Here is a 15555-nt window from a genome sequence, read left to right as displayed (position 1 = left end):
CATAGGGGCGCGGGGAACGGCGCGACAAGCCACGAACAACCCGCGGCTGCCGAACAACAGATCCCCCGCGGCGAAACCGCCTCAGGGGCGCGGGGAACGGCGCGACAAGCCACGCACAACCCGCAGCCGCCCAACAACAGATCCCCCGCGGCGAAACGCACCCCATCCCACCGGCACTTCACAACCGGCGAGAACAACAACCGCCGCTCAAGCCAACGCAGTACATGGCACCCGGTCCGCGCCTCGCTACGGGTGCACGCGGACCGGGGCCGTCATGGGGAGCCCGGTGAGGGCTCAGTGCGCGGCGAGCTCCCGCGGCTCCAGCGCCGCCGCATGCGCGTCCATCCGCTCGGCGGACAGGATCGCCGCCGCGGTGTCGGCGCGCGACGCGGCCACCACCAGCGCACGCCCCGCGAGGGCATGCGCCCGCCGGTGCATGGACGCGAGGTTGGGCCGGCCGGTGACGGACGTGAGGGGCGCTCGGGCCGGCGCCCGGCCTCCCCGCAGCCGGGTCACCTGCTCGGCGAGCCGGTCGGCGGCGGTGTCCAGGTCGGCGGACGGCGCCAGCGCGCGCAGCTCGTCCGTGACGGTGAGCAGCGCGGCGAGATGGCCCGCGAGCTGGATGTCCAGCTCTTCCTCACGGGAACGGTGGGGGAAGTCCGAGGTGGTGCCGGCCATCGTGCTGTGGACCGACTTGGTGCGGATCGGCTCGTACATGGGATGGCCTCCTGTGCTGTCAGGAAACCATCCTAGCTTAGATCTCGTCTAAAGTTGAGCGACCCACAAAACTCGGTCACGGCTGGCCGTAACCGTCCAGGAAGTTCCCGATCCGGGTGATCGCCGACCGCAGGTCTCCCGCCGTCGGCAGGGTCACCACCCGGAAGTGGTCCGGCTCGGGCCAGTTGAAGCCGGTGCCCTGGACGACCATGATCTTCTCCTGCCGGAGCAGGTCCAGGACCATCTGCCGGTCGTCCTTGATCTTGAAGACCTTGGGGTCGAGGCGCGGGAACAGATACAGCGCCCCCTTCGGCTTCACGCAGCTCACCCCCGGGATCTGGGTCAGCAGTTCGTACGCCACGTCCCGCTGCTCCCGCAGCCGCCCGCCCGGCAGCACCAGGTCGTTGATGGTCTGCCGCCCGCTGAGCGCGGCCACGACCCCGTGCTGGCCCGGCATGTTCGCGCACAGCCGCATGTTCGCCAGGATCGTCAGGCCCTCGATGTAGGAGTCGGCGTGCGCGCGCGGCCCGGAGATCGCCATCCAGCCGACCCGGTAACCGGCGACCCGGTACGCCTTCGACATCCCGTTGAAGGTGAGGGTGAGCAGGTCGGGGGCGATCTTGGCGGTCGGGGTGTGCGTGGCCTCGTCGTAGAGGATCTTGTCGTAGATCTCGTCGGAGCAGACCAGCAGGTTGTGCCGGCGGGCGATGTCGGTGAGCCCGCGCAGCATCGCCTCGTCGTACACCGCGCCCGTCGGGTTGTTCGGGTTGATGATGACGATCGCCTTGGTGCGGTCGGTGACCTTCCGCTCCACGTCCGCGAGGTCGGGCATCCAGTCGGCCTGCTCGTCGCACCGGTAGTGCACGGCGGTGCCGCCGGAGAGGGAGACGGCCGCGGTCCACAGGGGATAGTCGGGGGCCGGTACGAGGACCTCGTCCCCGTCGTCCAGCAGCCCCTGCATCGCCATCACGATCAGCTCGGAGACGCCGTTGCCGATGAAGACGTGCTCGACGTCGGTCTCGATGCCGATGGTCTGGTTGTGCATCACGACGGCCCGGCGTGCGGCCAGCAGGCCCTTCGCGTCGCCGTAGCCGTGCGCCGACGAGACGTTGCGGAGGATGTCCTCCAGGATCTCGGGCGGGCACTCGAAACCGAACGCGGCCGGATTGCCGGTGTTCAGCTTGAGGATGCGGTGCCCTGCCGCTTCCAGGCGCATCGCCTCCTCGAGAACCGGGCCCCGGATCTCGTAACAGACGTTGGCGAGCTTGGTCGACTGGATCACCTGCATGTCTGGGAGCTTACGGCCCGGTAACGCTTCGTGGGCCGTGTTTTCCGCCACGTGAGACGCGGTGGTTTGGGTGGATATCGCCGACGGCTGTCCCACACACCCCTTCCGTCTCTACAATGCGCGGCCATGTCCAGGCCACCTCAGTACGAGAACGGGGCGTCCGGCGCCGACGGCGCGCCCGGCGCCCATGACGGCGAGTCGCGGGAGGCGCCGAACGTGTACCTCCCTCTGGTCGAATCGACACCCCCGTACGAGGAGTACGTCGACCCGGCCGCCGCACACGGCTGGCAGAACGCCTACGACCAGACGGCCGAACTGCCCCCGGTGACCGAGGTCGGGCCGGTGGCGGTCGGCGCGCCGGCGGTCGACGCCGAACCGGTCGCCGCCCGCCCGGCCGACCCGGGGCCGCGGCGGTCGCGGCGCAAGCCGAGCCGGTGGCGGTCGCGCCGCGCGTTGGTCGCCGCCGGGGCGGCGGGCGCGGTGTCCGTGGCGGCGCTGATCGCCGGGTTCGCCGTCTCGGGGTCCTCCGCCGACGGGACGCAGGGCACGGAGGACGCCACGCGCTCGGCGCCGGACGAGTCCAGGGGCCCGGCGGGCTCGCCCTCCTCGGACGGCCCGGCGTCCTCCGGTTCCCCGGACACCCAGGGGCCGGGCGGTACGGCGGACACGTCGGAGGGTGCCTCGCCGGACGCGAGGGAGTCCGGGGAGCCCTCGGCGGGGTCGTCCACGGACCCGTCCGTCACCTCCACCCCCACGGACACCTCGACCACCGACCAGGGCGACTCGGCCCCGGGCAACTCCGACGGCAAGGGGCGGGGGCCGGGCGGCACGAAAGGGCCCAAGTAACGGCTGAGCCGAGGAGGTGTTTTCGGCCCCGTCCCCAGGCCGAAAACACCTCCTTGCCCCCATGCACCCCTCCAATGACAATGCGCATGACAAAACTGCGGGTGACCGGAAGATCTCCGGTCACCCTCGTCATGCAGAGGGGACCCCCACATGAGAAAACCTCTCGTCGCCGCACTCTTCGCCCTGGTGATCGCCGGGGCGGGCGCGGCACCCGCGGTAGCGGCACCCGCGCCCGGCGCGCCCGCGGCCACCGCATCCGCGGCCGAGGCGGACACCAGGACGGCCGCCTCGCCCACGCTCCAGGCCGTCACGCTCGCCGGGACCGTCGCGCTGAGCAACTGCTCCGGCTCGGTCGTCCGCTTCCCGAACTCCCTGGACACCGCCCCCGCGCTGGTGCTCACCAACGGCCACTGCCTGGAGAGCGGCTTCCCGGAGCCCGGCGAGGTGATCGTCAACCGGGTGTCGACCCGCACCTTCGGCCTGCTCAACTCCGCCGGCACCCGCGTCGCGACCCTGCGGGCCAGCAAGATCGCCTACTCGACGATGACCGACACGGACGCCACGATCTACCAGCTCACCAGCACCTACGCGGCGATCCGGAACTCGTACGGCATCAGCGCGCTGACCGTGCAGGACACGCACCCCACGGCCGGCACCGCGATCACCGTCGCCTCCGGCTACTGGAAGCGGCTCTACAGCTGCAGCATCGACGGGTTCGTGCACACCATGAAGGAGGGCGACTGGACCTGGAAGGACTCGGTCCGCTACACCTCCGCCTGCGACACCATCGGCGGCACCTCGGGCTCGCCGGTCGTCGACCAGGCCACCGGCAAGGTCGTCGCCGTCAACAACACCGGCAACGAGGACGGCGAGCGCTGCACGGTGAACAACCCCTGCGAGGTCGACGCGAGCGGCAACGTCACCGTCCGCCAGGGCATCAACTACGCCCAGGAGACGTACCAGTTCCCTGCCTGCTTCACGACCGGCAACCAGCTCAGCCTGAGCGCGAGCGGCTGCGTCCTGCCCAAGCCGTAGAGCCGTAAGGGTCAGGGCGTCCTCCGCACCGCCCGACCCGCCAGTACGTCCGTCCGCCGGCCGTCCTCGATCACGAAACGGCCGTCGATCAGCACGTACGGGATGCCCGTGGGCAGCACGCGCGGGTTCTCGAAGGTCGAGCCCGCCGCCACCGTGGCCGGGTCGAACAGCACGAGGTCCGCCCGGTACCCCTCGCGGACCAGCCCGCGGTCCGGCAGTCGCAGCCGGGCCGCCGGGCGTGCGGTGAGACGGGCGACGCACTCCTCCAGGGACAGCACGCCCAACTCCCGTACGTACCGGCCGAGATACTGCGGAAAGGTGCCGTACGCCCGCGGGTGCGGCTTGGCGCCCTGGAGGATGCCGTCCGAGCCGCCGGTGTGCACGGGGTGTCGCATGATCGCCCGGACGTTCTCCTCGTGGCCGACGTGCTGGAGGATCGTCGTGCCGAGCCGGTCGTCGAGGAGGAGCCGGCGGGCGGTGACCCAGGGGGCCTCGCCGCGCAGAGCGGCGGACTCCCGGACCGTACGGCCGACGAAGTCCGCGAGCCCCGGAACCGTCACGCCGGAGATCTCGATCGTGTCCCACTCGACGGGCACCCCGTGACAGCCGTCCGCGCCGACGACCTCCAGGTGGTGCCGGACGCGCTCGGCGCTCTCCTCGTCGGCCAGCCGCTTGAGGATCTCCTCCGGGCCGCCCTCGCTCGCCCAGCTCGGCAGCAGCGCCACCAGCGTCGTACTGCCGGGCGTGTAGGGATACGTGTCGAGGCTGATGTCGGCTCCGGCGGCCAGCGCGTCGTCCAGGAGGGTCAGCAGCTCGGGCGCGCGGCCCTTGTTCACGCCGAAGTTCATGGTGGCGTGCGCGAGATGCAGCGGACAGCCGGCCTCGCGCGTGAGGGCCACCATCTCCTCGTACGCCTGCAACGCCCCGGCCCCGTACGAGCGGTGGTGCGGGCAGTAGTAGCCGCCGTACGACGCCACCACCCGGCACAGTTCGGTGAGCTCGGCGTCCTTGGCGTACATGCCGGGGGTGTACGTGAGCCCGGACGACATGCCGACCGCGCCCTGCTCCATGCCCTCGGCGACCAACTGCCGCATCCGGTCCAGCTCTTCGGGCGTGGCCTCCCGGTCCTCCCACCCGACGGCGAGGGCACGGACCGTGCCCTGGGGGATGAGATAGGCCGCGTTCACGGCGATCCCGCGATCCAGCCGGTCGAGGTACTCGCCGACCGACCGCCAGTCGAAGTCGACGTCGTCGCCGTGTCCGTTCCAGCCGGTGATCGCGCGGCGGACCTCGGCGAGCGTGCGGTCGTCGACGGGCGCGTACGACAGCCCGTCCTGGCCGAGGACTTCGAGGGTGACGCCCTGTGCGGCCTTGGCGCTGTGGTCGGGGTCGCGGAGGAGGGCGAGGTCGCTGTGCGCGTGCATGTCGATGAAGCCGGGGGAGAGGACGAGCCCCTCGGCGTCCAGCTCCCTGACCGCCTTCGGCCGTTGACAGCCGGCCGCCGCGGCCTCCTGGACGATCGACACGATCCGGCCGTGGTCGATCACCACATCGGCGCGGTACGAGGGACCGCCGGAGCCGTCCACGACGTCCGCGTCCCGGATGACGAGCTCTTCCACGCCGGACCTCCTAGAAGAACGTACGGATGTAGTCGACGACCGTGCCGTCCGCCTCCGCGACCGGGATCAGCGGCCACTTGTCGAAGGACGTGCACGGGTGGGACAGGCCGAGGCCGAGCCAGTCGCCGACCTCCAGGTCCGCCTCGGGGGCGGTGCGCAGCCAGGCGTGCTGGTCGGACAGGGCCGTCACCTCGATCCCGGCGGCCGGGCGCTCCACGCCGTCCCGGCGCACCACCTGCGCGAAGGGCAGGTCGAGGTCGTACGCCGCGTCCCGCTTGCCCGCGTTGGTGAAGGCCTGCTCGGCGGAGGGCCGGGACACCACCTGCGTCCACAGCCGGAAGGCGGGCTCCAGGGCGCCCTCCTCGGGGACGCGGTTGAAGGGGGTGATCTTGCGGTAGTGGCCGTCGTCGTGCGAGACGTAGGCACCCGAGCGCAGCAACTTCAGTACCGGGGCGGAGAGTTCGGGGATCTCGGCGAAGACGTCGGCGACCGCGTCGAACCAGGCGCTGCCGCCGGCGCTGACGACGATCTCGTCGGTGTGCGCGAACCGCCCCGCCTTGTCGAAGTCCACGGCGAGCGCGATCAGCCGTCGCAGCCACGCGTGCACCCGCTCGGGGTCCGCCCGCGGGACCTCGCCCTCGTAACCGGCGACGCCGACGAGGCGCAGTGTCTCCGCTCCCGCCACCGCATCCGCGACCGCAGCGCACTCCGCCTCCGTACGGGCGCCGGTGCGGGCGCCCTCCCCGGCGGCGAGCTCGACGACCACGTCCAAGGGGCGGTGCGCGCCGTGCAGGGCGGCGTCCATCAGCTCGACGCCGCGCACGGAGTCGACGTAGCACAGGAAGCGGAAGTCGTCGTCGGAATCGAGCTGGCCGGAGATCCAGCGCAGGGCGGCCGCGTCGACCAGCTCGTTGGCGAGGAAGACCCGCCGGACGCCGAAGGCCCGGGCCACCCGCACCTGGTGCGGCACCGCGAGCGTGATGCCCCACGCCCCGTGCTCGATCTGGCGCCGGAAGAGCTGGGGGGCCATGGAGGTCTTGCCGTGCGGGGCGAAGGCGAGGCCGTGGCGGGCCGCGTACGTCTCCATGAGCCGGAGGTTGTGCTCCAGGCGCTCGGCGGACAGGGCGAGCACGGGGGTCGCGAATCCGTCGGTGAAGAGGTTGCGGCGCTGGGCGGCCAGCTCGCCCACGGTGAGGCCGTCGGCGTCCGGGGGGAGGCCCTTGAAACGGTGGTCGACGCGTTCCTCCGCCAGGCGGGCGAGCGCTTCGCTGGCCATGGAGCCTCCCTGATCAGGTGCGTTGCACTAACTGCAACACTCATTGCGTATATCGCTTACAGCTGTCTAACATCTCGGCCAACGCGGGGTCAACGGAGCCGTCGCCCCCGCCCAAGGTTCAGGAGCTACGACGATCGTGACCATCAGCGGACCCTGCAATGCCCCCGACGTCGTGGACGTCGTCGCGCTCGGCGAGTCCATGGTCACGTTCCTGCCCTCCCGGCCGGGCCGCCTCGCCGATGTTCCGTCCTTCGAGCGGGGGATCGGGGGCGCGGAGTCGAACGTGGCCTGCGTGCTGGCCGCCGCGGGGCACTCCGTGCGGTGGGTCAGCCGGGTCGGCACGGACGGCTTCGGCGACCACCTGGTCGAGGTGATCGGAGGCTACGGCGTCGACGTCTCCACCGTGCACCGGGACCCGACCCGTCCGACGGGCATCTACTTCCGCACGGCGGGCGACCGCTCCACCGACGCCCACGAGGTGGCGTACTACCGGGCCGGATCGGCGGCCTCCGCGATGTCGGTGGACAACGTGGACCCGGGGGCGGTGCGGGCGGGCCGGGTGCTGCACCTGTCCGGGATCACGGCGGCCCTGTCCGAAGGCTGTCTGGACCTCCTGCGCGAGCTCACCGCCCCTCGCCCGGACCGCCCCCTGGTCTCCTTCGACGTCAACCACCGAGCCGGCCTCTGGCAGGACACCGACGGACCGAGGGTGCTGCTGGAGCTGGCCCGCGGCGCCGACATCGTGTTCGTCGGCGAGGACGAGGCGGAGGAGGCGTGGGGGGTCACGGGCGGCCCGGAGGCGATACGGGAGGCGGTGCCGGAGCCGTCCGTGCTGGTGGTGAAGGAGGGGGCGCGGGGGGCGACGGTGTTCGAGGGCGCGGGCGCCCCAGCACCCCCGAGCGCCGCACAGCCGACCCCGCCTGCCCCCTCCGCCCCCTCCGCCCCCGACACCCTCACCTTCGTCCACGCCCTCAACGTCGACGTGGTCGCACCCGTCGGCGCCGGTGACGCCTTCGCCGCCGGTTTCCTCTCCGCCACCCTCCGCGAACTCCCCGTGCGGCACAGGATCCGCCACGGCCACCTCTGGGCCGCCGCCGCCCTCACGTCCCCCGGCGACCTGGCGACACCCCCCACCCGCCCCCACGCCGACCGCCTCGCCGCCCTCGACGACGACGCGTGGGGGAGACTTCGACTCGGCCCCGGCTGGACACAGCCCGCACAGCGGGCCGAGGAGGAGGTACGTACGCCATGAGCCAGACCGTCGACCGCGCGCTGAACATCCTGCCGCTGCTCGCCGAGGGCCCCGCCGACCTGGGACAGGTCGCCGACCGCCTCGGGGTGCACAAGTCCACCGCGCTGCGCCTCCTCCGCACCCTGCACGAGCACGGCATGGTCTACCGCCAGTCCGACCAGCGCTACCGCCTCGGCGCCCGCCTCATCGCCCTCGCCCAGGAGGCGATGGAGAACCTCGACATCCGCGAGATCGCCCACCCCCACCTCGTACGCCTCAACGAACAGTGCGGACACACCGTCCACCTCGCCGTCCACGAGGAGGACGAGGTCCTCTACATCGACAAGGTGGAGAGCCGGTACCCGGTGCGGATGTACTCCCGGATCGGCAAGCCCGTCGCCATCACCGTCGCCGCGGTCGCGAAGCTCCTCCTCGCCGACCTGCCCGAACCCGAGCGCCGCGCCCGCGCCGACAAGCTCGACTACCCCATGTACACGGCCCGTTCGACCCCCAACGCCCCCGCGTTCCTGCGGGAGCTGGACAAGGTGCGCGAACAGGGCTGGGCCACCGACCTCGGCGGCCACGAGGAGTCCATCAACTGCGTCGCCGCGCCGATCCGCGGGGCCGACGACCGGGTCGTCGCCGCGATGTCGGTGTCCGCGCCGAACGTCGTCGTCACCGCGGACGAACTCCTCACCCTGTTGCCGCTGGTCCGCCGCACCGCGGACACGATCAGCGGCGAGTACTCCGGCAGAACCGTTCCTAAAGACTGAGCGGGAGTGAGTCTTGTTGCCAGCACTCTTGCTCAGCCGGGTGTCCCGAACGGTGTTGGGCACCCTGGTCGCCCGCTTTCGATCCACCACCGGGCGGCGCGCATCGTGTGCGCGGTCCGGGAAGGTGGCGGCGGGGTTCCTCACGCCGTCGGATCTCCGGTCGGGCCTGGACGGTCCGATGCCCACCACGATCACTCTGGTCGGGGTGGGGCGGTGCCGTCCGTCGCCGGATCGGATGTCCGAGGGCGCGTCGCCCGACCGCGATGCTTGCCGCATCGTGCCGCGAAATCTTGCGTCGTGGGGTGGTCATCGGCTTCTGCCAGTGCTGAGCACCCCAGCGGGAGGTATAGGCGGGATCGACCGCGACGATCGCTACTCCCTGTTCGGCGGCCATCGACACCAGCCGGGCCTTGAGTTTCGCAGTCGGGAAACGGGAGATGAGGCGGCGGAAGCGCTTGTTGCGGCCGTGCTTCTCCCGGCTCGTCCCGTCGGTGAAGTCGAGGTCCTCGATCGCGATCGCGGCGGCCCCGCACCAGCGGGTGTGGTGCAGCAGCCAGGTCAAAGCGTGCCGAAGTTGTGCGTCCCGGTGCTCGGCGGTGCCGGTGAGGTCGTAGAAGTACCGTTGCGGTTCGCCGACCGGGTTGCCGTGCACGTCCAACTGCCAGGCGGCGAGGTGGTCGTCGTTCATGTCCACCCCCACCACCCCCCGGGCCAGCGCCGTCTGAAGCGGCAGGACGGGGGCGGCGGCGCGTTGCCAGGAGGCGGTCACATACCAGCGGCCGCGCACCGTGTCGTGGTGGATGCGGTAGGCCACCGCCCGGTTGGCGGTGATCCGGTCAAGCCACTCCGCGCCCCGGTGCTTGAACGCCACGGTCGCGTCGAGGACGTAGCGGCCGTGCGGGGCGTTGGCCAGGTGGGCCAGCGGGGCCGGGAGCTTGACCGAGACCTGTCCGGTGTCGGTGACGCGGATCGTCTCGTTGCCGAAGCGCTTGCCGGACTCGCCGTCGGCGGTCAGGAACATCCGCCCCGCCTCCCACCGCTCCCGCCACGCCTGCTCGCTCAGCCCGGCCGCCTCAAGGTGGTGGCGGGCGTTCGCGAGGCGCTTGCCGCCGCGCACCACATGCACCCGGCCCGCCGCCCGCTCCGCCTCCACCACCATGAGACGGTCCTTGAGGGTCTGCAGGCGGCGGGACTTGGCATGCCACTCGCCCCGCGTGGCATAGCCGCGCGCCAGGCCTGCCCGCTTGTCCGCCTTGGCGCCCAGCGGCCGGGTCAGCCGCGCCTCAATCGAGGCGATCTGCCCGCGAAGCCAGGCCAGGTGGGCGGCCTGCCCGCGCCGGGCCAGCGCCCACTGGTCATGGGTGGCCTTGGTGATGCTGCCCGCCCACCGCGCCGACGACCTCCCCGTCAGCGCACGCTTGCGCATCGCCCACCCGGCCGCATCATGCGCCAGCCCCTGCCGGGACCGCTCCGCGAGATCCCCGGCGGCCAGCGACCCCAAGTACACGCCGACCTCGGCGAGTGCCACCGTGTCCGCAGCCGACACCCGCAGCCGGTCCCGGATCGCCACCCCGGCCGGGCCCGGCACCACGAAGGATGTCGCCAACTTCCGCAGCCCGCCCACCAGTTCACCCCCGCCCGGCCGAACATCCCCCGTCACGGCAGTCAACGAGCAGCCTCCGAAAAGGTCACCCATTCGACCCAAGAACTCCCGTTCCCCTGCCGAGTGCGAGTGTCCCCAGCGCACCCCCAGCCGCAGGAGCCCCCTGACGCACAGCGGAACAACCGCATTCAGCACGGGCACTCACTCACGCCCACCAAAAGGCACTCATGCTCAGTAAACCGGCAGCAGTTCCCGACCCCCGTCAAGGAAGCCACTTCATGACCGAGAAGACCGCGCTCACCCCGAAGACCCACACCACCCCGCCCGCGAAGTTCTCCCACGGCGTGCGGAAGGGCAACATCCTCCAGGTCGCCGGCCAGGTCGGCTTCCTCCCCGCCGAGGAGGGCAAGCCGCCCACGCCCGCCGGGCCGACCCTGCGCGAGCAGACCCTCCAGACCCTGGCCAACGTCAAGGCGATCCTGGAGGAGGGCGGCGCGAGCTGGGACGACGTGATGATGATCCGCGTCTACCTCACGGACGTGGACCACTTCGCCGAGATGAACGCCATCTACAACACGTACTTCGAGGAGCAGGCCCTCACCGCGCCCCCGGCCGCCCGCACGACGGTCTACGTCGGCCTTCCCGCCGGGCTCCTCGTCGAGATCGACGCACTCGCCGTCCTGGGCTGAGCCCGGCTGACGCCCCCTCAACTCCCGCACGCCGTACCCGGCACGGCACCCTTCGGGGTGCCGTGCCGCGATCCCCCCTGCCCGAAATCACCATGCCCTTACGCAGAGGACCCCCCAATGTCCTATCCGCTCGCGGCGACCCCCACCCCCGAGACCCCACCCCACACCGGAGGCCTGCTCCTCTGGATCGACGGCACGGCGGGCCTCCTGACCGTCGCCGCCATCGGCATCGCCCTCCTGCTGTTCCTGATCATCAAGGCCCGCCTCCAGCCCTTCGTCGCCCTCCTCGCCGTGTCCATAGCCGTCGGCCTGCTCGCCGGGCTGTCCGTCACCGAACTCTTCGGCACGGTCCAGCGGTCGGACGCCGTCTCCACCATCGAGTCGGGCATGGGCGGCATCCTCGGCCACGTCGCGATCATCATCGGTCTCGGCACGATGCTCGGCGCGATCCTCGAAGTCAGCGGCGGGGCGGAGGTGTTGGCGTCGAGGCTGCTCAATCTCTTCGGCGAGAAGCGAGCCCCCCTCGCGATGGGCCTGACCGGCCTGATCTTCGGTATCCCGGTCTTCTTCGACGTCGGCATCTTCGTCCTGGCACCGATCGTGTACGCGGCCGCCAAGCGCTCCGGCAAGTCGATCCTGCTCTACTGCCTGCCGCTGCTCGCCGGCCTGTCCATGACCCACGCGTTCCTGCCCCCGCACCCCGGCCCGGTCGCCGCCGCGGGTCTCCTGCACGTCGACCTCGGCTGGGTCATCCTCATGGGCATCGTCTGCGGCATCCCGGCCGTGCTGGCCGCCTGGGCGTTCTCGGCGTGGATCGGCCGGCGGATCTTCGTCGCCGTACCGCAGGACATGGTGGAGGCGGCGGCGGAGGCCAGGCTCGCCGTCGTCAACGAGCAGCGGGAGACGGGCGTGGAGCCCCGGGAGACCCCCGTACCGCTCGGCACGGTCCTCGGCATCATCGGTACGCCGCTGATCCTGATCCTCGCCGCCACCTTCTCGTCGATCGCCCTGGACCCCTCCACCGGACGCTCGGTGATCGAGTTCTTCGGCCACCCGTTCGTGGCCCTGACGATCGCCCTGCTGCTGGCGTACTACCTTCTCGGCATCCGCCGCGGCTGGTCCCGCAAGTCCCTGGAGACGGTGTCGACGGCCTCGTTGAAGCCCGTCGGCAACATCCTTCTGGTCGTCGGCGCGGGTGGCGTCTTCGGCGCCGTCCTCAAGGCCAGCGGCGTCGCCCAGGCCCTCTCCGACACCTTCAACGACGTCGGTCTCCCGGTGATCGCCCTGTCGTACCTGATCTCGGTGGTCCTGCGGGTCGCGCAGGGCTCGGCGACCGTGGCGATCGTGACGACGGCCGGCATCGTGGCTCCCCTCCTGGCCGAGGGCGACCACTCCCAGGCCTTCGTCGCCCTGGTCATCATGGCCATCTCGGCGGGCTCGATCTTCGCCTCGCACGTCAACGACGGCGGCTTCTGGATGGTGGCGAAGTACTTCGGCATCAGCGAGCGGGACACGCTCAAGACGTGGACCGTGCTGGAGACGGTGCTGTCGGTGGTGGGCTTCGTGGTGGCGGCGGTGCTGAGCCTGTTCGTCTAGCGGTCGTGCGGTGGGCCCGGCCTACGCCTCGCACGGGCCGGGCCCACCACTCGAACGTACGTAACAGAATGTGCTCATTCGAACACGCACTGTTTCACTGGCGCCGAGGCCGTCGAACGAAGGCGCCCTCTCTGAACGTGTGACCGAGGGGGAGAGGAAACAAGTATGAAGATCGAGCGCAACACCCTGATGCGAGCGGCCGCACCGGCCCTGGTCGCGGGCCTCCTCGATGCCCGTGTTCGCCACCCCGGCCGGCGCGCAGGAGCCGCCCGGCTCGACGGCGGTCCGCTTCAGCGGCAGCGTCCAGCTCAGCGCCCGTTGGGGTGTGCCGAACGCCGTCACGGTCCGCGTCGAGAACGGCAACCTGATCATCACGGACAGCGCGGGTGTCGCGCCGGGCCCGGGCTGCTCGCGGCCGAACCCCAACGACAGCACCCTCGTCAACTGCGGCCCCCTCCCCGTCGCCCGCCTCAACGTCGCTCTGCGCGACCAGGGGGACAGCATCTTCGTCGACGCCCCGGTCAACACCAGCGTCGACGCCGGGACGGGCGACGACACCGTACGGACCGGCAGCGGCAACGACTCGGTCAACGTCCGCGACGGCAACCCGCGCGACACGGTCGACTGCGGCGAAGCCCCCGGCGACTTCGACAGGGCGATCGGCGACCCCGGAGACGGCATCGTCGCGACCTGCGAGCAGCGGGCCACCTTCTAGGCCGCCGGTTGTAGGCGTCTGATAACGAAGTGGGGGCTGGCTGTGTACGTCACAGGATCGTCGACCATACTGCCCGCTGTGGAGCAGCGCATAGGTTCGAGCAGCCAGCCCCTGGAAGGCGCCGGATTCGACCCGGCTTTCGTCCCCGGGCTCACCTCACCCGTGTCCGGCGAGAAGCCGGCGGACGCCAAACCGGAAGAGGCCGAGGAGGTCGCTTCGGAGGAAGCCGTCACCGAGGAGGCCGCCCCCGAGGCGCCCGAGGCGTCGGACGACTCCGACGAGGTCGACGAGGCCGACGAGGAGGAAACCCCCGACGGCCCCGTCTTCGAGGCGTCCGACCGCCGCGCGAAGTTCGTCGCCGACCACAAGGGCGTACGACTGTCCCTGGACGACCAGAGTTGCGAGTTCCGCTGGGACGAGATCGGCGCGGTCGAAACAGAGTCCCCCCGCTTCGGCAAGCGGTTCACCATCACGGTGCACACCCCTGACCGCCGCTGGTACCCGATCGAGATCGAGGCGGCGGCCAGGGCGCGATTCGCCGAGTGGGAAACGGAGTTGGACGCGGTCCTCGACGCGTACTTCGAAGAGGGCGACGAGAACGACACCGCCTAGGGGCGCGGGGAACTGCTTGACCGGCCACAACCGGCCCGCAGCTCCCCGACAACCTGCCGACCCCTAGCTGCAGTACTGGCTTTCCTTGCCGATGGACCGGTACATGCAGTCGGCGTTCTCCAGCAACTGCAGCACCGCATCCCGGTTCCGAGAGGTTTCCCGCTCGATCACCTCGTCGGGCGGGTAGAACCCCCCGCCCCCACTGGATGACGGATACATCTCGAACGTGTACCCGAAGATCTTCTGGTTGCCCCACAGCCAGTCGTCGATCGACCCGTCGGTGATGTACAGGTCGCTCGACTGCTCCGGCGTATAGCCGTTGCTCGCGGCCATCTTCCCGCCGACGGCCGCGAAGGCGTTCCGGTCGTCCGCGGTCATCCCGGTCGCCGTGTCGGCGGTGGTGTACCCGAACGGCCACAGCACCAGCTCGCTGTAGGTGTGGAAGTCGACGCCCGCCTTGATCTGCTGGACGCCCCCCACCACCCGGCTGCGCACGAAGTCGGCGACGACCTTGACCTCCGGCGCCGACTCGGCGGCGGTGCCCCGGTAGGTCTCGGAGGACGGCGACCCCGAGGACCCGCCGCAGCAGCCCCACCGGTAGTTCCAGTTCCGGTTCATGTCCGTACCGACGTACGAGGAACCGCTGTTGGGCTGCCGGTTCTTGCGCCACGACCGGTACGACCCGCTGGCGATGTCGTACTCGCCGCCGTCCGGGTTGAGGTCGGGCACGATCCAGATCTCGCGGTTGTTGACCATGCTGGTGACCCGGGAGTCGGAGCCGTAGCCCGCGCCGAGCTCGCGGATCAGGTAGAGCGCCATCTCCACCGTCAGGTGTTCGCGGGCGTGCTGGTGGTGGGTGAACAGCACCTCGGGCTCGGACTCGTCCGTCGCCACGTTGTCGCTGATCTTGATGGCGACGATGTCCCGGCCCTGGTACGACTTCCCGATCACGCGCCTGCTCATGATGTTCGGGTACGCCGAGAGCCGCGTGGTGATCTCCGCGTTCATCTCGGTGTAGTTGTGGTAGCGCGAGTCGGCCGAGGGGAAGTCGAGGAGCCGGACGTCGTCCTCGCCGTTCGACCGGTCCGGCACCGCGCCCATCGGCGTGACGTCGTAGCCGAGTTGCTTCAGCTTCTTGACCTGGTCCGCGCGTCCGGACACGAAGACCGAGTGGTCGTCGGCGTCGTCCACGGTCACGCCGGACTGCTGCAGTGCCGTACGGGACTTGGAGTCCGAGTGCATGTGCACCTCGTACTGGCGGATGTCGTCGGCCGACGGGGCCGCCTTCGGGGCGCTGTCGGCGTTCGCGGAGAGCGGGGCCGCGAGGGCGAGGGCCATCAGCGAGGCGACGGCGGCGACGGCGGCGCGCCGTCTGCCGGGGCGGGCGCCCGAGCCTCGTATGCGAAGTCGCATGAAGTCTCCTAGTTTCTCCAGGACTTCCGGGATCTCCGGAAGGGGGGAGTGGAGCGGGGGGTGGTTCAGCGACGAACTGGTGCGGGTGTGCCGCTCATCGTCGGCGTATGGCATGAGCAGGTCAAGAGTGAATAAAGACGCG

The 15555-nt window shown here is 70.9% G+C and carries 14 protein-coding genes; 8 read left to right on the top strand and 6 right to left on the bottom strand.

The window, feature by feature from the left end:
- Positions 1-294 precede the first annotated feature (294 nt).
- Positions 295-717: an SCO4983 family protein gene (locus OG252_RS19820; protein ID WP_266434374.1), complete on the bottom strand. Its 423-nt coding sequence runs from the start codon at positions 715-717 to the stop codon at positions 295-297.
- A 76-nt stretch (positions 718-793) separates the two neighbouring features.
- Positions 794-2005 (bottom strand): pyridoxal phosphate-dependent aminotransferase, encoded by a 1212-nt coding sequence (locus OG252_RS19815; RefSeq protein WP_329337608.1) that lies wholly within the window; start codon positions 2003-2005, stop codon positions 794-796.
- A gap of 126 nt (positions 2006-2131) precedes the next feature.
- Here OG252_RS19815 and OG252_RS19810 point away from each other — a divergent pair, with 126 nt between their 5' ends.
- Both OG252_RS19810 and OG252_RS19805 read left to right on the top strand, forming a co-directional pair.
- Positions 2132-2851, top strand: coding sequence for a hypothetical protein (locus tag OG252_RS19810; protein ID WP_329337606.1), 720 nt, complete (start codon positions 2132-2134; stop codon positions 2849-2851).
- A 150-nt stretch (positions 2852-3001) separates the two neighbouring features.
- Positions 3002-3886, top strand: a complete 885-nt coding sequence (locus OG252_RS19805; RefSeq protein ID WP_329337604.1) for a trypsin-like serine peptidase — start codon at positions 3002-3004, stop codon at positions 3884-3886.
- An 11-nt stretch (positions 3887-3897) separates the two neighbouring features.
- Here OG252_RS19805 and OG252_RS19800 read toward each other — a convergent pair whose 3' ends face one another.
- Together OG252_RS19800 and OG252_RS19795 are read right to left on the bottom strand one after the other, a co-directional pair.
- Positions 3898-5505 (bottom strand): N-acyl-D-amino-acid deacylase family protein, encoded by a 1608-nt coding sequence (locus OG252_RS19800; RefSeq protein WP_329337602.1) that lies wholly within the window; start codon positions 5503-5505, stop codon positions 3898-3900.
- A 10-nt stretch (positions 5506-5515) separates the two neighbouring features.
- Positions 5516-6781, bottom strand: coding sequence for an amino acid deaminase (locus tag OG252_RS19795; RefSeq protein WP_329337600.1), 1266 nt, complete (start codon positions 6779-6781; stop codon positions 5516-5518).
- 136 nt (positions 6782-6917) lie between these two features.
- Between OG252_RS19795 and OG252_RS19790 the strand changes: the two genes are divergently transcribed.
- Both OG252_RS19790 and OG252_RS19785 read left to right on the top strand, forming a co-directional pair.
- Positions 6918-8033, top strand: coding sequence for a sugar kinase (locus tag OG252_RS19790; protein ID WP_329337598.1), 1116 nt, complete (start codon positions 6918-6920; stop codon positions 8031-8033).
- Positions 8030-8785 carry an IclR family transcriptional regulator gene (locus OG252_RS19785; RefSeq protein WP_329337596.1) on the top strand — a complete coding sequence of 252 codons (756 nt, stop codon included), beginning with the start codon at positions 8030-8032 and terminating at the stop codon, positions 8783-8785. The genes OG252_RS19790 and OG252_RS19785 overlap by 4 nt, the downstream gene beginning before the upstream one ends.
- Here the strand turns inward: OG252_RS19785 and OG252_RS19780 are convergent.
- Positions 8775-10445 (bottom strand): transposase, encoded by a 1671-nt coding sequence (locus OG252_RS19780; protein WP_329345168.1) that lies wholly within the window; start codon positions 10443-10445, stop codon positions 8775-8777. The genes OG252_RS19785 and OG252_RS19780 overlap by 11 nt on opposite strands.
- 221 nt (positions 10446-10666) lie before the next feature.
- On the opposite strand from OG252_RS19780, the gene OG252_RS19775 reads away from it, so the two are divergent.
- The 4 genes from OG252_RS19775 (at position 10667) to OG252_RS19760 (ending at position 14000) form a co-directional block, all read left to right on the top strand.
- Complete coding sequence (locus OG252_RS19775) at positions 10667-11077, top strand: RidA family protein (protein WP_217241283.1); 411 nt, start codon at positions 10667-10669, stop codon at positions 11075-11077.
- A 117-nt stretch (positions 11078-11194) separates the two neighbouring features.
- Positions 11195-12673 carry a GntP family permease gene (locus OG252_RS19770; protein ID WP_266434357.1) on the top strand — a complete coding sequence of 493 codons (1479 nt, stop codon included), beginning with the start codon at positions 11195-11197 and terminating at the stop codon, positions 12671-12673.
- Between the two features lie 229 nt (positions 12674-12902).
- Complete coding sequence (locus tag OG252_RS19765) at positions 12903-13388, top strand: hypothetical protein (RefSeq protein WP_329337593.1); 486 nt, start codon at positions 12903-12905, stop codon at positions 13386-13388.
- Between the two features lie 78 nt (positions 13389-13466).
- Entirely contained in the window at positions 13467-14000 is a 534-nt protein-coding gene (locus OG252_RS19760; RefSeq protein ID WP_329337591.1) for a hypothetical protein, read from the top strand.
- A 63-nt stretch (positions 14001-14063) separates the two neighbouring features.
- On the opposite strand, the gene OG252_RS19755 is transcribed toward OG252_RS19760, so the two are convergent.
- Entirely contained in the window at positions 14064-15413 is a 1350-nt protein-coding gene (locus OG252_RS19755; RefSeq protein ID WP_266434352.1) for a M14 family metallopeptidase, read from the bottom strand.
- Positions 15414-15555 lie beyond the last annotated feature (142 nt).

Origin of the sequence: Streptomyces sp. NBC_01352 (assembly GCF_036237295.1) — a bacterium.
GTDB classification, from domain to species: Bacteria; Actinomycetota; Actinomycetes; order Streptomycetales; family Streptomycetaceae; genus Streptomyces; species Streptomyces plumbiresistens.
The sequence above is the reverse complement of the archived record's forward strand: the minus strand, read 5'-3'. Positions and strand labels throughout refer to the sequence as shown.